Annotated in this window: 1 protein-coding gene; it reads left to right on the forward strand. The window is 73.4% G+C overall.

The genetic code is table 11. The features are described from left to right. Positions 1 to 23,970 carry a non-ribosomal peptide synthase/polyketide synthase gene (locus tag ACIQZN_RS02525; protein WP_403987287.1) on the forward strand — a complete coding sequence of 7,990 codons (23,970 nt, stop codon included), beginning with the start codon at positions 1 to 3 and terminating at the stop codon, positions 23,968 to 23,970. Position 23,971 lies beyond the last annotated feature (1 nt).

The raw sequence follows: 23,971 nt of genomic DNA on the forward strand, positions 1-23,971 counted from the left end.
ATGTCCCGTCGTGACGGCGACGTCCTTCCCCTGACCGCGGCCCAACGCGAGATCTGGCTCGCCGAGCAGAGCTCACCGACACCGATCCCGGGCTACCGCGTCGGCGAGTGCATGGAGATCCATGGGCCCGTCGATCCGGAGCTGTTCGAAGCGGCGCTGCGCCGGGTGGTGGACGAGGTCGACGCCCTCCACGTCACCTTCACCGACGACGGGGGCGGCCCGCGCCAGATCCTCCGCGAGACCCGGGACTGGGCCCCGGTGCACCTCGATTTCGCGGCGGAGCCGGACCCCCGGGCGGCCGCACGGGAGTGGATGGAACGCGACCTCGCCCGCCCGCTGGACCTGTCCCGCGATCCGCTGTTCGGTCACGCGCTGATCCGGCTGTCGCCCACGGAGTACCTCTGGTACCTGAACTACCACCATGTGGTCCTGGACGCGATCAGTGCCTCGATGGTCCGGCAGCGGGTCGGCGAGGTCTACTCGGCGCTGGCCGAGGACGCCGCAGTCCCAGCCTCCCCGTTCGGCACCCTGCGGGACCTGGTCGACAGCGACGCCGACTACCGCGCCTCCGACGCCTTCACCACGGACCGCGCCTACTGGACCGGGCGCTTCACCGACCTGCCCGCCCCGACCCGGCTCACCGACACCTCCGCGACCGACCCGCACCAGGTCCTGCGCGTGGCCGGGGAGCGGGAGCTGCGGGACCCGGAGGCGCTGCGGGCGGCGGCGGCCAGGGCCGGGGTCAGGTGGTCCCGGGTGGTGATCGCAGCGACCGCGCTCTACGCCCACCGGCTCAGCGGCGCCCGGGACGTGGTCCTCGCCCTGCCCGTCACCGCGCGACGGGGCTCCGGCCGCGACCTGATGTCCGTGCCCGGCACCATGTCCAACGTGGTGCCGCTCCGGCTGACCGTGCGGCCGGACATGCCGTGGGGCGAGCTGGTGGCCCAGGTGGCGCACGAGGTCGAGGCGGCCGTCGCGCACGAGCGGTACCGCAGCGAGGACCTGCTGCGCGACCTCGGCGCGTCCGGCGGCATCGGCACGGCGTTCCCGCTGATCGTCAACATCATGGCCTTCAACGCCGGGCCCGGCTTCGCCGGACACCCCGCGTCCGTGCACCACTTCGTGTCCGGCTCGACCACCGACCTGGCCGTCTGGGTCTTCGACTACCGGGACGGCAACCCCCCGCTGCTCAGGCTGCACGGCGCGCCGGACGCGTACGGCGACGACGACCTCGCCGCACACCAGCAGAGGCTGCTCGCCCTGCTCGACGCCGTCGCCGACCTCGACCCGGACGAGACGGTGGGCGGTGTCGACCTCCTCACGGCCGAGGAGCACCGCGAGCTCGCGGAGCTGGGCACCGGACCGACCGCCACGCCCCCGGCCGCGAGCCTCCCGGAGCTGTTCCGGGAGCAGGTGCGGCGGGCTCCGGATGTGGCGGCGCTCGTGTGTGGCGATGTGTCGTTGTCGTACGCGGAGTTGGATGCGCGGGCGAATCGGTTGGCGCATGCGTTGATGGCGCGTGGGGCGGGTCCGGAGCGGTTGGTGGCGGTGGCGTTGCCCCGGTCGGTGGATCTGGTGGTGGCGATTGTCGCGGTGTTGAAGTCGGGTGCGGCGTATGTGCCGGTGGACCCGGAGTACCCGGCCGCTCGGATCGCGTACCTCCTGGACGACGCTCGGCCGGTCCTGACGGTGACCGATACCCGTACCCTCGGCCAACTGCCGGAAGGGGCGGGCGAGCTGTTGGTGCTCGATGACCCGGAGACTTCCGGCCTGATCGAAGAGTGCCCCGCCACCGATCCGATGGTGGCGATCGATGCCGACCACCCCGCCTACGTCATCTACACCTCGGGATCCACCGGCCGCCCCAAGGGCGTCGTCGCCACACACGGCGGCCTGGCCGACCTGCTCACCGACCACCGGCAGGCACTGTTCGCCCCCCTGCTGAAGGACCGGCAGCGGCTGCGTGTGGCACTCACCACCTCGGTGTCCTTCGACGCCTCCTGGAACCAGCTGATGGCCCCCTTCGCGGGCCATGAACTGCACGTCCTGGACCACGCGACCTGGACGGACCCCGAGGCGTTCGTCGCCTACGTAGGAGACCACGGGCTGGACTACGTCGAGGTCACCCCCTCGTACCTCCACGACCTCGTGTCACACGGCCTGTTGAGCGATACGCGACGCAGCCCCGCGCTGCTCGCGGCCGGCGGCGAGGCGGTCCCGCAGCAGCTGTGGGAGCGGTTGCGGGCGGCCGACGGCACGCACTGCGTCAACCTGTACGGACCCTCCGAGTGCACGGTCAACTCGGTGACGGCGGCCGTGGCATCGAGCCCGCGCCCGGTCATCGGCCGACCCGTCGGCAATGCCCGACTGTATGTGCTGGACGGTGCGTTGCGGCCGGTGCCGGGTGGTGTGGCGGGTGAGTTGTACATCGCGGGTACGGGATTGGCGCGCGGTTACCTCAATCGGCCGGGTCTGACGGCTGGGCGGTTTGTGGCGGACCCGTTCGATGCGGATGGTGCGCGGATGTACCGCACGGGTGACCTGGTGCGCTGGAATGCCGAGGGCGATCTCGAATTCCTGGGGCGTACGGACGATCAGGTGAAGGTACGCGGTTTCCGCATCGAACTGGGCGAGATCGAGGCCGTCCTCGCCGAGCACCCGGACATCGCACGCACCGCCGTCACCGTGCGCACCGAAGAGGAGCCCCGCCTCGTCGCCTACGTCGTGCCCGCCGCCGGACACGACGTCCAGCAGGACACACTCCGGACCTGGCTCCGCGAACGGCTCCCCGCACACATGGTGCCGTCGGCGCTCGTGGTGCTGGACGCCCTGCCGCTGACCCCCAACGGCAAGCTGGACCGGCGCGCCCTCCCGGCCCCCGGCGACCGGCCCGCCGCGCCGGGGCGCGCCCCGCGCAGCGCGGTCGAGCACCTGCTCGCCGGGCTCTTCGCCGAAGTGCTGGGCATCGCCCAGGTCGGCCTCGACGACGGCTTCTTCGACCTGGGCGGACACTCCCTTCTCGGCACCCGGCTCATCGCCAGGGCCCGGTCCGTGCTGGGCGTGGAGCTGAGGCTCAGCGACCTGTTCGACGCGCCGACGGTGGCCGGGCTGGCGGCCAGGGTGGACGCGGCAGGACAAGCGCGCCCGGCGCTGGGCCGGCGCGAGCGGCCCGAGACCGTGCCGCTGTCCTTCGCGCAGCGCCGGCTGTGGTTCCTGCACCGGATGGAGGGCCCGAGCGCCACGTACAACATCCCCCTCGCCCTGCGGCTGACCGGAAGCCTGGACGAGCGCGCCCTCGAAGCCGCCCTGGCGGACGTGGTCGAACGCCACGAGAGCCTGCGCACCGTCTTCCCCTCGGTCGCCGGAGTGCCGTGCCAGCGGGTGCTGGACCCCGACGCGGCCCGGCCCCGGCTGCGGGTGACCGAGACCGACGAGCGCGCACTGCCCGACCGGCTGGCCGAGGCGGCCCGGCAGGGCTTCGAGCTCTCCGCCGAACAGCCGCTGCGCGTCGAGCTGTTCCGGCTCGGCGACGAGGAGCACGTACTCCTGCTCGTCGTCCACCACATCGCCGGTGACGGCTGGTCGACGGGCCCGCTCTCGCAGGACCTGACGACCGCCTACGCGGCCCGGAGCGAGGGCGCGAAGCCGCAGTGGTCCCCGCTGCCGGTCCAGTACGCCGACTACACGGTGTGGCAGCGCGAACTGCTGGGCGACGGCGGCGACCCGGACAGCGTGCTGGGCATCCAGCTCGCCCATTCGCGGGAGCGGCTGGCGGGCCTGCCCGACCAGGTCGAGCTGCCCTTCGACCGGCCCAGGCCCGAGGCGATGTCCTACCGGGGCGCCCAGCTGCCGGTCAGCGTCGACGCGGCGCTCCACGAGGACCTGCGCGCGGTCGCCCGCGACGGCGGGGCCAGCCTCTTCATGGTGCTCCAAGCCGGACTGGCCGCGCTGCTCGGCAAGTTGGGTGCCGGGACCGACATCCCGATCGGTACACCCGTGGCGGGGCGCACCGATGAGGCCCTGGACGATCTGGTGGGCTTCTTCGTCAACACACTGGTGCTGCGCACCGACCTGTCCGGCGACCCGACGTTCACCGAACTCCTCGCCCGGGTGCGCTCCGAGGCGCTGACCGCGTACGCCCACCAGGACGTGCCGTTCGAGCACCTGGTGGAGGCGCTGAACCCGGCGCGGACCCTTGCGCACCACCCCCTGTTCCAGACGATGCTCACCCTTCAGAACGCGCCGTCCGGCACCTTCGACCTGCCTCGGCTGCGCGTGGCGTCCGACCTGGTCCCCACCGGCACGGCCAAGTGCGACCTGACCTTCGTCCTGGCCGAACAGCCGGGCGGGGGCGGCCTGTCGGGCGTGGTGGAGTACAGCACAGACCTGTTCGACGCGGCCACCGTCGCCGGCATCGTCGAGCGCTGGCTGCGGCTGCTGCGCGCCGTCGCCACCGACCCCGGCCGGCGCATCGGCCAGGTGGACGTGCTGTCCGCCGACGAACTCCGGGCGCTGCTCCCGGCCGGCCAGGGCGCGGAACCGCCGCAACACAGCCTGCCCGCGCTGTTCGAGCGCCAGGTGCGGGCCACCCCGGATGCCCCCGCCCTCACGGACGGCGCGGCCGCACTCACGTACGGCGTGCTGAACGCCCGCGCCAACCGGCTGGCGCACGCCCTGATCGAACGAGGCGTCGGCCCCGAGCAGTTGGTGGCATTGGCGCTCCCGCGCTCGGCGGAGCTGGTCGTGGCGGTGCTCGCGGTGCTCAAGGCCGGTGCGGCGTATGTGCCGGTGGACCCGGAGTATCCGGCCGCCCGGATCGCCTACCTGCTCCAGGACACCCGGCCCTCGCTGGTCCTGACGAACGGTCAGATCGATGTGGAGGGCGTGGACCGGCTGTTGCTGGACACCGCCGACCTCGACGGACTGCCCGACACCGACCCCGGGATCGCCGTCGACCCGGCCCACGCCGCCTACGTCATCCACACCTCCGGCTCCACCGGCAACCCCAAGGGCGTCGTGGTCCCGCACCGCAATGTGGTGCGCCTCTTCGACACCACACGTGAGCGGTTCGGTTTCGGCGCCGACGACGTGTGGACGCTCTTCCACTCCTACTCCTTCGACTTCTCGGTCTGGGAGCTGTGGGGACCCCTGCTGCACGGCGGCCGCCTGGTCGTCGTGGACCACGAGACCAGCCGTTCGCCCGGCCGGTTCCTGGACCTGCTCGCCCGCGAAGGGGTGACGGTGCTCAACCAGACGCCGTCCGCCTTCTACCAGCTGATGCAGGCGGACGCCGAGGCCCCGGACACCGGCCGCCGGCTCGCCCTGCGCACGGTGGTCTTCGGCGGCGAGGCGCTGGAACACGCCCGGCTCACCAGCTGGTACGAGCGCCACCCCGAGAACGCGCCGCGCCTGGTCAACATGTACGGCATCACCGAGACCACGGTGCACGTCACCTACGCGGAACTCGGCCGGACCGCCACCGCCCCCGGCGACATCGGCACCGCCCTCCCCGACCTCCGCGCGTACGTCCTCGACTCCGGCCTGCGCCCGGTCGCCCCGGGCGTCCCCGGCGAGCTGTACGTCGCGGGCCCCGGACTGGCACGCGGCTACCTGAACCGGCCCGGGCTCACCGCAGGGCGCTTCGTGGCCGACCCGTACGGCCCCGCGGGCTCACGCATGTACCGCAGCGGCGACGTGGTGCGCCGCACCCCGGACGGCGCCCTGCGCTACGTCGGCCGCGCCGACCAGCAGGTGAAGGTGCGCGGTTTCCGCATCGAGCTCGGCGAGATCGAAGCGGCCCTGGCCGCGCACCCGGACATCGCGCAGGTCGCCGTCCTCGCCCGTCAGGACCGGGCCGACGACACGCGGCTGGTCGCGTACCTCGTACCGGCGTCCGACGTACCGGCCGCCGACACCGACGCCGACGACTATGCCGCCCCGCACCCCGCCGCCCTGCGCGCGTACCTGCGCGAGCGGCTGCCCGAGCACATGGTGCCCGCGTTCGTCACGCTCGACGCCCTGCCGCTGACCGTCAACGGCAAGCTCGACCACCGTGCCCTGCCCGCCCCCGACCTCACCCCGGCGGCCGCGTCCCGCGCCCCGCGCACCGCCCAGGAGCAGATCCTCTGCGAGCTGTTCGCGGAGGTGCTGGGCGCCCCGGCGGCCGGTGTGGACGACGGCTTCTTCGAGCTCGGCGGGCACTCCCTGCTCGCCACCCGCCTCGCCGCCCGGATCCGCGCCACGCTCGGCGTGGAGATGCCGCTGCGCACGCTCTTCGAGGCGCCGACCCCGGCAGCCCTGGCCGCCGCCCTGCGCGCCGCCGGACCGGCACAGGCCGCCCTGGCGCGCCGCGAGCGCCCCGAGATGATCCCGCTGTCGTTCGCGCAGCGCCGGCTGTGGTTCCTGCACCAGCTGGAAGGCGCGGGCGCGAACTACCACATCTCCCTCGCCTGGCGGCTCTCCGGCGACCTCGACCGGCGGGCCCTGGAGGCCGCCGTGGCGGACGTCGTCGCCCGGCACGAGAGCCTGCGCACCGTGTTCCCGGCGGTGGACGGGGTCCCGCACCAGCGCGTCTTGGACGTGGCCGAAGCCCGCCCCGGCCTGCCCGTGCACCGCACCACCGAAGCCGGGCTGCCGGCCCAAATGGCGGCGGCGAGGGACCGGCGCTTCGACCTGGCCACCGAACTACCGCTGCGCTCCGAGCTGTTCGCCCTCGCACCGGACGACCACGTCCTCCACCTGGTGCTCCACCACATCGCGGGCGACGGCTGGTCGCTGAGCCCCCTCGCCCAGGACCTGACCGAGGCCTACGCGGCGCGCGTCCGTGGCGAGGCCCCGCAGTGGGCGCCGCTTCCCGTCCAGTACGCCGACTACACCCTGTGGCAGCACGAACTCCTCGGCGACTCCGCCGACCGGAGCAGCCTGCTCGCCGCCCAGGCCGACTACTGGACCCGGCAGCTCGCCGGACTTCCCGAGCTGATCGAGCTGCCCGCCGACCGGCCCCGCCCGGCGGTCGCCTCGCACCGGGGCGGTTCCGTGCGCACCGGCCTGGACGCCGAGCTGCACCGAGGGCTGCGCGAGCTGGCCCGCGCCCACGGGACGAGCCTGTTCATGGTGCTCCAGGCCGGGCTGGCCGCCCTGTTGAGCAAGTTGGGGGCCGGCGACGACATCCCGGTCGGGAGCCCGGTCGCCGGCCGGACCGACCAGGCGCAGGACGAGCTGATCGGCTACTTCGTCAACACTCTGGTCTTCCGCACCGACACCTCGGGCGACCCGACGTTCGCCGAGCTGCTGGACCGGGTCCGGGACACCGCGCTCGCCGGATACGCCCACCAGGACGTGCCGTTCGAATACCTGGTCGAGGTGCTGAACCCGTCCCGGTCACTCGCGCACCACCCGCTGTTCCAGGTCATGCTGGTGCTCCAGAACGCACCCAGGGCCGACTTCGCTCCGCCCGGGCTGCTCGTCGAGGACGTGCCGTCCGCGTCGGCCACGGCCAAGCTGGACCTGATCTTCACGCTGTCCGAGCGGTACGCGGAGGACGGCTCCCCGGACGGGCTCGACGGGTCCGTCGAATACGCCGACGACCTTCACGACCCGGCCACCGTCGAGACGATGCTCGCCCGGTGGGAGCGGCTGCTCCGCATCGCGGTCGCCGACCCCCGGCAGCGGCTCAGCCGGCTCGACCTGCTCACGGCCGAGGAGCACGCCGCGCTTGCGGCGCTGGGCACCGGGCCGACTGCCACGCCCCCGGCCGCGAGCCTGCCGGAGCTGTTCCGGGAGCAGGCGCGGACGAACCCGGACCTGGCGGCGCTCGTGTGTGGCGATGTGTCGTTGTCGTACGCGGAGTTGGATGCGCGGGCGAATGGGTTGGCGCATGCGTTGATGGCGCGGGGTGTGGGTCCGGAGCGGTTGGTGGCGGTGGCGTTGCCCCGGTCGGTGGATCTGGTGGTGGCGATTGTCGCGGTGTTGAAGTCGGGTGCGGCGTATGTGCCGGTGGACCCGGAGTACCCGGCCGCTCGGATCGCGTACCTTCTGGATGACGCCCGGCCGGTCCTGACGGTGACCGACACCCGCACCCTCGGCCAACTGCCGGAGGGGGCCGGCGACCTGTTGGTGCTCGATGACCCGGAAACCTCCGGCCTGATCGAAGGGTGCCCCGCCACCGATCCGATGGTGGTGGTCGATCCTGCCCAGCCGGTCTATGTCATCTACACCTCCGGGTCCACCGGCCGTCCCAAGGGTGTCGTCGTGACGCACACCGGCCTGGTCAACCTGTACGCCAACCAGCGCCCGCTGGTCTCTCCGGCGGGAGAGCGGCTGCGCGTCGGGCTGACCACGTCCGTGTCGTTCGACGCCTCCTTGGACCAGCTGTTCGCCGTGTTCGCCGGGCATGAGCTGCACGTCCTGGACGAGGCGACCTGGACCGACCCGGCGGCCTACCTCGCCTACGCCGTGCGGACCGGGCTGCACACCATCGGCGGCACCCCGTCCTACCTGCACGTCCTGGTCGAACACGGTCTCCTCGACCATCCCCGGTGGCGCCCGGCGCTGGTCGCGCTGGGCGGGGAGCCCGTGCCCGAGCAGCTGTGGGAGCGGCTGAGGGCCGCCGAGGGGGTGCGCGCCCTGAATTACTACGGCCCGTCCGAGTGCACGGTGGACTCGGTCGTCGCACCCCTGGCGTCGAGCCCGCGCCAGGTGATCGGCCGGCCGATGGGCGGCAACCGGCTCCATGTGCTGGACGGTGCGTTGCGGCCGGTGCCGGGTGGTGTTGCGGGTGAGTTGTACATCGCGGGTACGGGATTGGCGCGCGGTTACCTCAACCGGCCGGGTCTGACGGCTGGGCGTTTCGTGGCGGACCCGTTCGGTGCTGCCGGTACGCGGATGTACCGCACGGGTGACCTGGTGCGCTGGAACGCCGAGGGCGACCTCGAATTCCTGGGGCGTACGGACGATCAGGTGAAGGTACGCGGTTTCCGCATCGAGCTCGGTGAGATCGAGGCCGTCCTCGCGGAGCACCCGGACATCGCGCGTACCGCCGTGGTCGTCCGGCAGGGCGGCGCGCAGGGGCCCAGGCTCGTCGCGTATGTGCAACCCGCCGCCGGGGCCGTGCCGAAGATCGAGGAGCTGCGGGCGCATCTGCGTGAGCGGCTGCCGGAGTACATGGTGCCGGCCGCCTTCGTCCCGCTCGACGCGCTGCCGCTGACCCCCAACGGCAAGCTGGACCGGCGCGCCCTGCCCGAGCCGGAGGCCACCACGGCGGTCGGCCGGGCGCCGCGTACGCCCGAGGAACACGTGCTGGCCGGGCTGTTCGCCGAGGTGCTGGGCGTGCCCCGGGTCGGTGCCGACGACGACTTCTTCGACCTCGGCGGGCACTCCCTGCTCGCCACCCGGCTCGTCGCCCGTGTCCGTACGACGCTGAACGTGGAGCTGGCCCTCCCGACCCTCTTCCGTACGCCGACCGTGGCCGGACTGGCCGCCGGCCTGAGCGCCGCTGGCCGGGCCCGGCCCGCACTGGCACCGGCGGAGCGCCCGGAACGGGTGCCGCTGTCCTCCGCTCAGCGCCGCCTCTGGTTCCTGCGCCAGCTGGAGGGCGCCGAATCCGTCTACAACATGCCCCTCGCCTGGCGGCTCACCGGTCCGCTGGACTCCGCCGCGCTCGCGGCGGCGCTCGGCGACCTCGTGGACCGGCACGACACCCTGCGTACGGTCTTCCCGGCCGAGGACGGGGTGCCCTACCAGCACGTGCTGCCCGCCGGAGAGGCGCACCCGGTCCTGGCGGTGACCCCGGCCGGCGCACAGAACCTGACGGACCTGCTGACGGCCGCCGCCGCGCGCGGCTTCGACCTCGCCGCCGAACCGCCCCTGCGCGCCGAGGTGTTCGAGGTCGCGGCCGACGAGCACGTGCTGCTCCTGGTGATGCACCACATCGCCGGCGACGGCTGGTCGCTCGGACCGCTGGCCGCCGACCTGGCCACCGCGTACGCGGCGCGCGTCCGTGGCGAGGCCCCGCAGTGGGCGCCGCTTCCCGTCCAGTACGCCGACTACACCCTCTGGCAGGACGAACTCCTCGGCGACGCGTCCGACGAGGACAGCCTGCTCGCCCGGCAGACCGACTACTGGACCCGGACGCTCACCGGCCTGCCGGAACAGATCCGGCTCCCCGCCGACCGCCCCCGCCCCGCAGTCCCCACCAGCGCCGGCGGCCGGCTCGCGATCGAGCTGGACGCGGAACTCCACGCCGGACTGGTCCGGCTCGGCCGCGAGCACGGCGCCAGCGTGTACATGGTCCTCCAGGCCGCCCTGGCCTCCCTGCTGGACAAGCTGGGGGCGGGCAGGGACATCCCGGTCGGCAGCCTGATCGCCGGCCGGACCGACCAGGCCCTCGACGACCTGATCGGGTTCTTCGTCAACACGCTGGTCCTCCGCACCGACACCTCGGGCGACCCCACGTTCGCCGAACTGCTGGGCCGCGTCCGGGAGAACGCGCTCGGCGCGTACGCCCACCAGGACCTGCCGTTCGAGCAGGTCGTGGAGGCGCTGAACCCGTCCCGTTCGCTCACCCGTCAGCCGCTGTTCCAGGTGCTGCTGGCCCTCCAGAACGTGCCGCGCACCGATTTCGCGCTGTGCGGCCTGGCCACCGAACCTGTTCTGGTCGGGACGCCGACGACGATGTTCGACCTCGGCTTCCACCTGCTGGAGCGCGGCGGCCCCGGCGCAGCCGAAGGCGTCGTCGGGCGCGTCGAGTACAGCACCGACCTGTTCGACCCCGCCACCGTGGAGACGCTGGTCGCCCGCTGGCTCCGGCTCCTCGCGGCGGTCGTCGCCAAGCCGCAGCTGCCGCTGAGCCGGATCGACGCCCTCACCGCCGACGAACGCCACGAGCTGCTGACCGCCCGCAACGACACCACCCGCCCGGCCGCCGACACCACCCTCCCCGGATTGTTCGAGGAGTGGGCCCGGACGACCCCGGACGCCCCGGCCGTGGTCTTCGAGGACACCGTGCTGTCGTACGGGGAGCTCAACCGCCGGGCCAACCGCCTCGCCCACGCGCTGATGGCCCAAGGCGTGGGCTCCGAGCAGGTCGTCGCCCTGCGGCTGCCGCGCTCCGCCGAGCTGGTGGTCGCGGTCCTCGCGGTGCTCAAGACCGGCGCGGCGTACCTGCCGGTGGACCCGGACTACCCGGCCGCCCGCATCGCGTACATGCTGGAGGACGCGCACCCGGCCGTGGTGCTCGACGACCTCGCCGCCGTAACACCGTCCGGCACCCTGCCGGAGCACGACCCGGGCGTGCGCGCGGACACCCGCCACCCCGCCTACGTCATCTACACCTCCGGCTCCACCGGCCGCCCCAAGGCCGTCGTCATGCCCGCCGCCGCCCTGCTCAACCTCCTGGCCTGGCACCACCGGGCCGCGGGCGGCGAACCCGGCACGCGCACCGCGCAGTTCACCGCGATCAGCTTCGACGTCTCCGTGCAGGAGATGCTGTCCGCGCTGCTGTACGGCAAGACCCTGGTGGTGCCCACCGAGGAGCAGCGGCGCAGCGCCGAACTGTTCGCCCACTGGCTGGACCGCCACCGCGTCGAGGAGCTGTTCGCGCCGAACCTGGTGGTCGAGGCGCTGGCCGTGGCCGCCGAGGAGGCCGGTCTCGATCTGCCGCACCTGCGGCTCGTCGCCCAGGCCGGGGAGGCGATGCGCCTGGGCGGTGCCGTACGCCGCTTCGCCGCCCGGCCCGGCCGGGTGCTGCACAACCACTACGGCCCCGCCGAGACCCACGTCATCACCGCCTACGCGCTCCCGGCCGACCCCGGCGACTGCCCGCGACCCGTACCGATCGGCCGCCCCGTCGACAACTGCCGCGTGTACGTCCTGGACGAGGCCCTGCGCCCGGTCGCCCCCGGTGTCCTGGGCGAGCTGTACCTCGCCGGAACCGGGCTCGCCCGGGGCTACCTCGACCGGCCCGGGCTGAGCGCCGGACGTTTCGTCGCCGACCCGTACGGGCCGGCCGGCGCGCGCATGTACCGCACCGGCGACCTCGTGCGCTGGGCAGCCCACGGCGAGCTGGAATTCGCCGGCCGGGTCGACCACCAGGTCAAGGTGCGCGGCTTCCGCGTCGAGCCCGGCGAGATCGAGGCCGAGCTCACCGCACACCCCGGTGTCTCCCAGGTCGCGGTGCTCGCCCGCGAGGACCGGATCGTCGCCTACGTCGTCCCGTCGGACCCTGCCGCGACGACCCCGGCCGCACTCGCCGCCTTCCTGGGCGACCGGATGCCGGACTACCTGGTGCCGTCCGCGTTCGTGCCGCTGGACGCGTTGCCGTTGACACCGAACGGGAAGCTGGACCGGGCGGCGCTGCCCGCGCCCGACATGGCGTCCACGGGAGGCGGCCGGGCGCCGCGTACCCCGCAGGAGCAGATCCTGTGCGAGCTGTTCGCCGACGTCCTGGGCCTCGCCCGGGTCGGGGCCGACGACGACTTCTTCGCGCTGGGCGGGCACTCCCTGCTCGCCACCCGGCTCGTCTCTCGGGTCCGGGCGACCCTCGGGATCGAACTGGAACTGCGCGCCCTGTTCCGGACCCCGACACCCGCCGGTCTCGCGGCCGGGCTGCATGACGCCGGCACCGCGCGCCGCGCACTCGTGCCCCGGCCCCGGCGCGAGATGCTGCCGCTGTCGTTCGCCCAGCGCCGCCTCTGGTTCCTCCAGCAGTTCGGGGCGCCGAGCGCCACCTACCACATGCCGCTGGCCCTGCGGCTCTCCGGCGACCTCGACCGGGACGCGCTCGGCGCCGCCCTGGTCGACGTGATGACCCGGCACGAGACCCTGCGCACGGTGTTCCCGCACACGGGCGGCATCCCGCACCAGCGCGTGCTGGACACCGCCGAGGTCGGCGCCCCGCTGACCGTGCGCCCGGCCGGCGAGTCCGAGGTGCCCGCGCTGCTGCGGGACGCGGCCGTGCGCGGCTTCGACCTGACCACCGAAATCCCTTTGCGGGCCGAGCTGTTCGCGGTCGCACCGGACGAGCACGTGCTACTCCTCGTCATGCACCACATCGTCGGGGACGGCTGGTCCATGGGCCCGCTCGCCCGCGACCTGGCCGCCGCCTACACGACCCGGCAGAGCGGCGGGGCACCGGAGTGGCCGCCGCTGCCGGTGACGTACGCCGACTACACCCTGTGGCAGCACGAGATCCTCGGCGACGAGAACGACGCCGGCAGCCTCTTCTCCCGCCAAGTCGCCTACTGGCAGCGGACGCTGGCGGGCATGCCCGAGCAGCTGCAACTCCCCGCCGACCGGCCACGCCCCGCCGTCATGTCGTACGGCGGCGAGGTGCTGGAATTCCGCATCGACGACGAACTGCACGCGCAGCTGGCGGAGTTGGCGCGACGGTCCGGAGCCACCCTCTTCATGGTGTTGCAGGCGGGTCTGGCGGCGTTGTACACGCGGTTGGGTGCGGGGACGGATATCGCGATCGGGAGTCCGATCGCGGGGCGCACGGATGAGGCGCTGGACGATCTGGTCGGGTTCTTCGTGAACACGTTGGTGTTGCGGACGGACACGAGTGGTGATCCGAGTTTTCGTGAGCTGGTGGGCCGGGTGCGGGAGACCGCGCTGTCGGCGTACGCGCATCAGGACGTACCGTTCGAGCACTTGGTGGAGGCGCTGAACCCGTCCCGGTCGCTGTCCCACCACCCCCTCTTCCAGACCGGTCTCGTCGTGCAGAACGCGCCGGGCGGCGCCTTCGACCTCCCCGGTCTCCAGGTCTCCGCGATGCCTGTGCTCACCGGCACCGCACGGCTCGACCTGACCTTCGGCTTCGCCGAGGAGTACGGCCCCAACGGCGAGCCGGCCGGCCTCAGCGGTGCCGTGGAATACAGCACCGACCTGTTCGACCGCGAGACGGTCGAAGCGCTGGCCGCCAGGTGGACGAGGCTGCTGGCCGAGGTCGTCGCCGCGCCGGAGCGCTCGATCGGTGCGATCGATCTGCTGTCCGCCGAGGAGCGCGCCGAGCTGCTGCCCGCCGTGGCGGATGACGTGGCCGGCGCGAGCCTTCCGGAGCTGTTCGCGGCACGGGTGGCGGCGATGCCGGATGCGGTCGCGCTCGTCTGCGACGATCAGCAGCTGACGTACCGTCAACTTGACTGCCTTGCTAACCGGTTCGCTCATGCGTTGATCGCGCGTGCGGTGGGTCCGGAGCAGGTGGTGGCGGTGGCTCTGCCGAGGTCGGTGGAGTCGGTGGTCGCGGTGCTGGGTGTGCTGAAGGTCGGTGCCGCCTATCTGCCGGTGGACCCTGCGTACCCCGAGGCTCGTATCGCGTACATGCTCGACGACGCCCGTCCGGCCCTCGTGGTGGACGACCCCGCGATGGTCTCGGAGGGTGTCTGGCCGGAGTCCGACCCGCAGCACGTGCCCGATGTGCGGCACCCGGCCTACGTCATCTACACCTCCGGCTCCACCGGCCGCCCCAAGGGCGTCGTCGTGAGCCATGCCGGCGTGTCGCGCCTGGCGGCGGCGCAGGCCGACCGGCTCGGCGTGGCGGCGGGGAGCCGGGTGCTTCAGTTCGCCTCGCCCAGCTTCGACGCGTCCTTCTGGGACCTGTGCAGCGCGCTGCTGACCGGCGCCGCGCTCGTCCTCGCCCCCGCCGACGCCCCACTGGACGCCCTGACGGACCCCGATCTCGCCGTCACCCATGTGACGCTGCCGCCCTCCGCCCTCGCCGCCCTGGGCGACGCCGAACTCACGGCCTCCACCCTCGTGGTCGCGGGCGAGGCGTGCTCGCCGGAACTGGTGGCGCGGTGGGCGCCCGGACGCCGGATGATCAACGCGTACGGCCCGACCGAGACCACCGTCTGCGCGACCATGAGCGACCCGCTCGTCCCGGGCACCGGTGTGCCGCCGATCGGCCGCCCGGTCGCGGACTTCCGGACCTACGTCCTGGACGAGCGGCTGCGCGCCGTACCGCCGGGCGTCACCGGTGAGTTGTACGTCGCCGGGCCCGGCCTGGCACGTGGCTACCTGGGCCGCCCGGCCCTCACGGCTGGACGGTTCACGGCCTGCCCGTTCGGGCCGGCCGGCGCGCGGATGTACCGCACCGGCGACCTGGTCCGGCGCCGCGCCGACGGCGAGCTGGAGTACGCCGGCCGCGCCGACCAGCAGGTCAAGGTGCGCGGCTTCCGGATCGAGCCGGGCGAGGTCGAGGCCGCGCTCGCCGCGCACCCCGGCGTCGCCCAGGCCGCCGTCGTGGCCCGGGACAACCGGCTCGTCGGCTACGCGGTGCCGCGTCCCGCCGCGGCCGTACGCACCGCGGAGCTGGCCGCCCACCTGCGCGAACGGCTGCCCGACTACCTGGTGCCGTCCGCGTTCGTGCTGCTCGACGTCCTCCCGCTGACGCCGAACGGGAAGCTGGACCGGGCGGCGCTGCCCGCGCCCGAGGCTGCGCCCACCGGGGGCGGCCGGGCGCCGCGTACCCCGCAGGAACAGATCCTCGCCGAGCTGTTCGCCGAGGTGCTCGACGTGCCCCGGGTCTCGGTGGACGACGACTTCTTCGAACTGGGCGGGCACTCCCTGCTCGCCACCAGGCTGGTCGCCCGGGTGCGCTCGGTGCTCGGGGCGGAGCTCGGGCTGCGCGCCCTCTTCCAGGCGCCCACCGTGGCCGGCCTGGCCGGGGCCCTCGCGGCGGCCGATGGTGTGCGCCCGGCGCTCACCGCGTACGAGCGGCCCGAAGCGGTGCCGCTGTCCTTCGCCCAGCGCCGCCTGTGGTTCCTGCACCGCATGGACGCCACCGCCGCCACCTACCACATCCCGCTGGCGCTCCAGCTGACCGGAACGCTCGACCGGGGCGCGCTCGACCAGGCACTGGCCGATGTGGTGGCCCGGCACGAGAGCCTGCGGACGGTGTTCCAGGAGGTCGACGGCGTACCCTGCCAGCGCCTGCTGGAACCGGCCGCCGTCCGGCTTCGGGCGCGCATGGCCGACGTCCCGGCGGACGAGCTGCCGCACCTGCTCGCCGAGTCCGCCCGGCAGCCCTTCGACCTGTCGGCCGAACCGCCCCTGCGGGCCGAACTGTTCGCGGTCACGCCCGGCGAACACGTCCTGCTCCTCGTCATGCACCACATCGCAGCCGACGGCTGGTCCACCGGCCCGCTGGCCCGCGACCTCGCCGAGGCGTACGCCGCACGCTGCGACGGCCGGACGGTGGACCGGCCGGAGCTGCCGGTCCAGTACGCCGACTACACGCTCTGGCAGCGCGACCTGCTCGGTGACGCCGCCGACCCGGAGAGCCGGTTCGCCGAACAACTCGGCTACTGGAAGCGACAACTGGCCGACCTGCCGGAACTGCTTCCGCTGCCCACCGACCGCCCCCGCCCCGCCGTCGCAGGGTGGCAGGGCGACCACATCGGCCTGGAACTCGACACCGAACTGCACACCTCACTGGCGGAGTTGGCGAGGCGAACAGGGACCAGCCTGTTCATGGTGTTGCAGGCGGGTCTGGCGGCGTTGTACACGCGGTTGGGTGCGGGGACGGATGTCGCGATCGGGAGTCCGATCGCGGGGCGCACGGATGAGGCGCTGGACGATCTGGTCGGGTTCTTCGTGAACACGTTGGTGTTGCGGACGGACACGAGTGGTGATCCGAGTTTCGGTGAGCTGCTGGGCCGGGTGCGGGAGACGGCGCTGTCGGCGTACGCGCATCAGGACGTACCGTTCGAGCACTTGGTGGAGGCGCTGAACCCGTCCAGGTCGCTGTCCCACCACCCCCTCTTCCAGACCATCCTGGCCGTGCAGAACGCCCCGACCGGCCGGTTCTCGCTGCCCGGCCTGGACGTCACGACCTACGCGGTCGCGACCGGCACCGCCAAGTTCGACCTGGGCGTGAGCATGGTCGAGCAGTTCGGCCCGGACGGGACCCCGGCCGGGATCGTCGGCGCCGTGGAGTACGCCACCGACCTGTTCGACCGCACGACGGTCGAGACGCTGGTCCGCCGTTGGACGCTCCTGCTGAAGGCCGTCACCACCGACCCGGAACAGCCGATCGGCGGAATCGACCTCCTCGACACCGAGGAGCGGCACCGGCTGCTGGAACGGGACAACGCGACCACCCGTGACGTCGGCGCGGTCCCGCTGCCCCAGGCCTTCGCGGCCCAGGTGGCGGTGACACCGGACGCGGTCGCGCTCGTCTGCGGCGACGACAAACTGACGTATCGACAACTTGACAGCCGAGCCAATCGCTTTGCCCATGCGTTGATCGCGCGTGGGGTGGGTCCGGAGCAGGTGGTGGCGGTGACTCTGCCGAGGTCGGTGGAGTCGGTGGTCGCGGTGCTGGGTGTGCTGAAGGCCGGTGCGGCGTATCTGCCGGTGGATCCGGCGTACCCCGAGGCGCGGATCGCGTACATGCTCGATGACGCCCGTCCGGCCCTCGTGGTGGACGATCCCGCGATGGTGTCGGAGGGCGACTGGCCGGAGACCGACCCGCGGGTCGCGCTCGATGTGCGGCACCCGGCCTACGTCATCTACACCTCCGGCTCCACGGGCCGCCCCAAGGGTGTCATCGTCGGACACGGAGGTGTGGCCAGCCTGGTCGCCGGGCAGATCGAGCGCTTCGCGGTCCAACCGGACAGCCGCGTCCTTCAGTTCGCCTCGCCCAGCTTCGACGCCTCGGTGTCGGAGATCTGCACCGCCCTGCTCAGCGGCGCCGCCCTCGTGCTCCCCCCGGCGGCCGAGCCCCTCGCCGCACTCACCGATCCGGCCCTCGGCATCACCCATGTCACGGTGCCGCCGTCCGTCCTGGCCGCCGTGCCGGACGGGGCCGTGACCGCGACCACCCTGGTCGTGGCCGGCGAGGCATGCCCGCCCGAGATGGTGGCGCGGTGGGCGCCCGGACGCCGGATGATCAACGCGTACGGCCCGACCGAGACCACCGTCTGCGCGACCATGAGCGACCCGCTGACCCCCGGTACCGGTGTGCCGCCGATCGGCCGGCCCATCGCCAACGCCCGGGTGTACGTGCTGGACGACCGGCTCAGGCCCGTCCCGCCCGGCGTCACCGGGGAGCTGTACGTGGCGGGCGCGGGCCTCGCCCGGGGCTACCTCGACCGGCCCGGGCTGACGGCGGGCAGGTTCGTCGCCTGCCCGTTCCTCCCCGGTGAGCGCATGTACCGCACCGGCGACCTGGTCCGCCGGCTGGGCGACGGACAGCTGGAGTACGCCGGACGCGCCGACGACCAGGTGAAGGTGCGCGGCTTCCGCGTCGAGCCCGGCGAGATCGAGACCGCGCTCGCCGCACACCCCGCCGTCGCGCAGACCGCCGTCCTCGCCCAGGACGACCGCCTCGTCGGCTACGTCGTCCCGCACCAGGACACGGCCCGGGACAGCGGCCTCGAAGCGGACCAGGTGGGGGAGTGGCAGGACATCTACGACGCCCTGCCCATCGCCCCCGACACGGCACCCTTCGGCGACAACTTCGTCGGCTGGAACAGCAGTTACGACGCACAGCCCATCCCCGAGGAGCAGATGCGGGAATGGCGGGACGCCACCGTCACCCGCATCCTCGACCTGAGCCCGCGCCGCGTGCTCGAAGTCGGCGTCGGCACCGGCCTGTTGCTCTCCCGGATCGCACCCCACTGCGAGACCTACTGGGCCACCGACTTCTCCGCCACCGCCATCGAGGCCCTGACCGCCCAGGTCGCCGGGGAGGAACGGCTCACCGGGCGCGTGGTGCTCCAGACCCGTCCGGCGCACGACACCGAGGGGCTGCCGCCGGGCGCGTTCGACACCATCGTCATCAACTCGGTGGTGCAGTACTTCCCGTCCGCCGACTACCTCGCCGACGTCATCGGCAAGCTCATGGGGCTGCTCGCCCCCGGTGGCGCGCTGTTCATCGGAGACGTACGCAATCTGCGCCTGCTGCGCCCGTTCGCAACCGCCGTCCAGTTGCACCGGACGGGTGAGGACACCGACCCCGCCGCCGTACGCCGTGCGGTGGAGCAGGCGGTCAGGGTGGAGAAGGAACTCCTGGTCGACCCGGACTTCTTCGCCGTTCTGCGGGAACGCGGCACGGACATCGGCGCGGTGTCCGTGGAGGTCAAGCGCGGCCGCCACCACAACGAACTGAGCCGCTACCGCTACGACGTCACCCTGCACAAGGCACCGGCGGGCCCGGAGCCCGCGCCCCGGACCGCCGAGCTGGTCTGGGGACGGGACATCGCAGCCCCCGACACCCTGCGGGAGCTCCTCGCCGAGCCGTTCGCCGACGTCCTGCGGCTCACCGGAGTCCCCAACCGCCGCGTCGCGCGGGAAGCCGCGCTCGCCCTGGCGCTGCACGAGGAGGACGGCGCCCCCGCGGAGCTGCGGGAACGGCTGCTCGCCCCGGAGGAGGAGAACGGCCTCCCCGACCCCGAGGACTTCCACGCCCTCGGGCGCGAGTACGGCCGCACGGTGTCCGTCACCTGGTCGGCCACCTCGGACGACGCCGTGGACGTGGTCTTCGCCGACCCGCGCACGACGCCCCACGGCTCCCCGGTCGCATACCGCCCGGCCGGGCCCGCCGGCCGGCCGCTGTCCTCGCTGACCAACCGCCCCACCGGCAGCCGGAGCACCGGCGCCCTCCTCGGCGAACTCCGCGACTGGCTGCGCGAACGGCTCCCCGACTACCTGGTCCCCTCGGCCTTCGTAGCTCTGGACGCCCTGCCGCTCACCGCCAGCGGGAAGCTGGACCGGCGCGCACTGCCCGCGCCCGACCTCGGCCCCGCCACGGGCGGACGGGCGCCCCGCACCCCGCAGGAGCAGCTGCTCGCGGAGCTGTACGCCGAAGTCCTCGGACTCGCCCAGGTCGGGGTGGACGACAGCTTCTTCGACCTCGGCGGGCACTCACTGCTCGCGACCCGCCTGGCCTCCCGGGTCCGGGCGACCCTCGGCGCGGAGCTGGAGGTCCGCACCCTCTTCGAGACCCCCACCGTGGCCGGTCTGGCCGCCCGCCTCGACGGGGCCGGAGCCGCCCGCCCCGCGCTGACCGCCCTGCCCCGCCCGGAGCGTGTGGAGCTGTCCTTCGCCCAGCGCCGCCTGTGGTTCCTGCACCGGATGGACGGGCCGAGCGCCACGTACAACATGCCGCTCGCGCTCAGCCTCGACGGCAGCCTCGACCGGCACGCGCTGCACGCCGCGCTCGCGGACGTCATCGCCCGGCACGAGAGCCTGCGCACGGTGTTCCGCGAGACCGACGGCACCCCGCACCAGGTCGTGCTGACCCCAGCCCAGGCGCACCCCGCGCTGCCCGTCGTGGACCTGGACGAGAGCGCGCTGCCCGGGCGCCTGGCCGAGGCGGCACAGCGCGGCTTCGACCTGGCGGCGGATGCCCCGGTCCGGGCCGAGCTGTTCGCGCTCGCCCCCGACCGGCACGTGCTGCTCGTCGTGGTGCACCACATCGCCGCCGACGGCTGGTCCATGGGCCCGCTCTCCGCCGACCTCGCGACCGCGTACGCCGCCCGCTGCCGCGACGAGGAACCGGGCTGGTCCACGCTGCCCGTGCAGTACGCCGACTACACCCGCTGGCAGCGCGATCTGCTCGGCGACTCCGGCGACCCGGACAGCCTCTTCGCCCGGCAGCTCGCCTACTGGCGCGACGAACTCGCGGGCATCCCGCAGCAGCTCCAGCTCCCCGCCGACCGGCCCCGGCCGCCCGTCGCCTCGCAGCGCGGCGACCGGGTCGTCGTCCGGCTCGACCCCGAGCTGCACCAGGCCCTGCGCGACCTCGCCGCCGAACGCGGCGCCAGCATGTTCATGGTCCTTCAGGCCGGACTCGCCGCCCTCCTCACCCGGCTCGGCGCCGGTACGGACATCCCCATCGGCAGCCCGATCGCCGGCCGCACCGACCAGGCGCTGGACGAACTCGTCGGCTTCTTCGTCAACACCCTCGTCCTGCGCACCGATACCGGCTGTGACCCCGGATTCGCCGAGCTCCTCGGTCGCGTCCGGCAGAAGGCACTCACCGCGTACGACCACCAGGACGTGCCGTTCGAATACCTGGTGGAGGTGGCCAACCCGGTGCGGTCCCTGGCCCACCACCCGCTCTTCCAGGTCATGCTGGCCCTTCAGAACGCCCCGCTGGGCGACTTCGCACTGCCCGGCCTCGACACGGGCCACCTGGAGGCACCGACCGGGACCTCCCGCGTCGACCTCACCTTCAGCCTCGCCGAGCAGTTCCGCCCGGACGGCGGCGTGGACGGACTCGTCGGCGCGGTGGAGTACGCCACCGACCTGTTCGACGCCGCCACCGTGGAGCTGCTGTTCGAGCGCTGGGCCCGCCTGCTGCGGGCGGCCGTCGCCGAACCGGACCGGCCGGTCAGCCGGATCGATCTCATGGACGCCGCCGAACGCCACCGGCTGCTCCACGCGTTCAACGACACCACCGCGGAGCTGCCCCCGGACGCGTTGCCCGCGCTGTTCGCCCGCCAGGTGCGGGCCACCCCGGACGCCGTCGCCGTCGTGGCGGACGGCGCCGAGCTGACGTACGCGGAGCTCGACCGGCGGGCCGACACGCTGGCCCGGGCCCTGATCCGCCAGGGCGTACGGCCCGAGACCCCGGTCGCCGTCCTGCTCGACCGCTCGGCCGAACTGGTCGTAGCCCTCCTGGCGGTCATCAAGGCGGGCGGCGCCTACGTCCCGCTGGACCCGCGCTTCCCGGCCTCCCGCATCGACCTGATCATGCGGGAGAGCGGCGCCGCGCTCGTCCTCACCCGGGAGGTGCTCGACGCGCTGGAGGCGTCCGGACGCCACGAGCCGGACGCCGTCGAAGTGCCCTGCGAGCCGAAGCAGTTGGCGTACATCATGTACACCTCCGGCTCGACCGGGCGGCCCAAGGGTGTGGCCGTCACCCACCGGGACGTGGTGGGCCTCGCGCTCACCCCGGAGTGGCGCGGCGGCGGACACGAGCGGGTGCTGATGCACTGCCCGACCGCCTTCGACGTCGCCACCTACGAACTGTGGGTGCCGCTGCTCAGCGGCGGCCGGATCGTCGTCGCGCCGCCCGGACAGCTCGACCTCGACCTGCTCCAGCACACCGTCGCCACGCACGGTGTGACCGGACTCTGGCTGACCGCCGGACTGTTCCGGCTCGTCGCGGAGGAACGTCCCGGGCTGCTCGCCGGGGTGCGCGAGGTGTGGACCGGCGGCGACGTGGTCTCGCCGGCCGCCGTCGCCCGGGTGCTCACCGCCTGCCCCGGCATCGAGGTCGTCAACGGCTACGGACCCACCGAGGCCACCACCCTGGCCACCCGCCACCAGGTGCGCGACCTCCCCGAGAACGCCGCCACCGTGCCCATCGGCGGCCCCATGGCCAACATGCGCGCTTACGTGCTGGACGACCGGCTGCGCCCGCTGCCGGCCGGCCTCGTCGGCGAGCTGTACCTCGCCGGTACGGGGGTGGCGCGCGGCTACCTCGGCCGGCCAGGCCTCACCGCGGAACGCTTCACCGCCGACCCGTACGGGCCCGCCGGAAGCCGCATGTACCGCACCGGCGACCTCGCGTCGTGGCGCCCCGACGGCACGCTGGACTTCGCCGGGCGCGTCGACCACCAGGTCAAGCTGCGCGGCCAGCGCATCGAGCCCGGCGAGGTCGAGGCCGTCCTCGCGGGCTGCCCCGGCGTCGCCCAGGCGGCCGTCGTCGCCCGCGAGGACCGGCCCGGGGACAAGCGCCTCGTCGCCTACCTGGTGCCCGCGCCCGACGCCCTGCCGGAGACCGCCGAGCTGTCCGGCCGGCTGCGCCGCGAACTGCCCGACTTCATGGTCCCGGCGGCCTTCGTCACCGTGGACGCGCTGCCGCTGACCGCCAACGGCAAGCTGGACCGGGCCGCGCTGCCCGCCCCGGACTACGGCTTTTCGGGCGTGGGGCGCGGGCCCCGGACCCCGCAGGAGCAGCTGCTGTGCGGGCTCTTCGCCGAAGTGCTCGGACGCGAACACGTGGGCATCGACGACGGCTTCTTCGACCTCGGCGGACACTCGCTGCTGGCCGCCCGGCTGGCCGCCCGTGTCCGCGAGACCCTGGGTCTGGAACTGGGGCTGCGGATGCTGTTCGAGGCGCCGACCGTCGCCGGGCTCACCGAACGCCTCGCCATGGACAACCCGGACGACGCGCTCGACGTACTGCTTCCGCTGCGTTCCACGGGGACCGAGACCCCGCTGTTCTGCGTCCACCCCGGCGGCGGCATCAGCTGGTCGTACAGCGGACTGCTCCACCACATCGCCCCGCAGCACCCCGTCTACGCCCTCCAGGCGCGCGGCCTCGGACGCCCCGAACCGCTGCCGGAGTCGTACGAGGAGATGGCGGCCGACTACGCGGACCACATCCAGAAGATCCAGCCGCAGGGACCGTACCTGCTGCTCGGCTGGTCCGCGGGCGGACTGATCGCCCACGCACTCGCCTGCGAACTCCGGGCGCGCGGCGAACGGACCGCGCTCCTGGCCGTCCTCGACGCCTACCCCGTGAAGGACGTCCGGTTCGAGGACGAACCCGTACCCACCGTGCGGGACGTGCTCGTCGGCGTACTCGACGTCGACCCGGCCGAGCTGGGCGACCGCGACATCACCTACGCCGAGGTCGCCGAGGTGCTGAACCGGCGCGGCAGCGCCCTCGCCGGGCTCGACGAGCGGCAGGTGGCGGTCATCGTTGACATCATGATCAACAACGCGAAGCTGGCCGTCGACTTCGTCCCCGGCAGCCACGACGGCGACCTGCTGCTGTTCAACTCCACGATCGACCGGGCCCAGGACGACGCCGGACCGGACGTCTGGCGCCCGTACATCACGGGCCGGATCGAATCCCACGAGATCACCACCCGGCACGACCAGATGACCCGGGCCGGCTCGCTGGCCCAGATCGGACCGGTCCTGGCCGCCAGGATCGCCGAGGCCACCGGTGACACCGGTGACATCACCCTTTCCCCTCAGGGGGACCGACCCATGACCCATCAGGAGGACTGAC

The sequence above is a fragment of the Streptomyces sp. NPDC097595 genome (genome assembly GCF_044761525.1).
GTDB lineage: Bacteria > Actinomycetota > Actinomycetes > Streptomycetales > Streptomycetaceae > Streptomyces > Streptomyces drozdowiczii_A.

What these genes read in the sequence shown, in the direction of transcription:
- ACIQZN_RS02525 (WP_403987287.1), top strand. Translation starts at nt 1, where the DNA reads ATGTCCCGTCGTGACGGCGACGTCCTTCCCCTGACCGCGGCCCAACGC.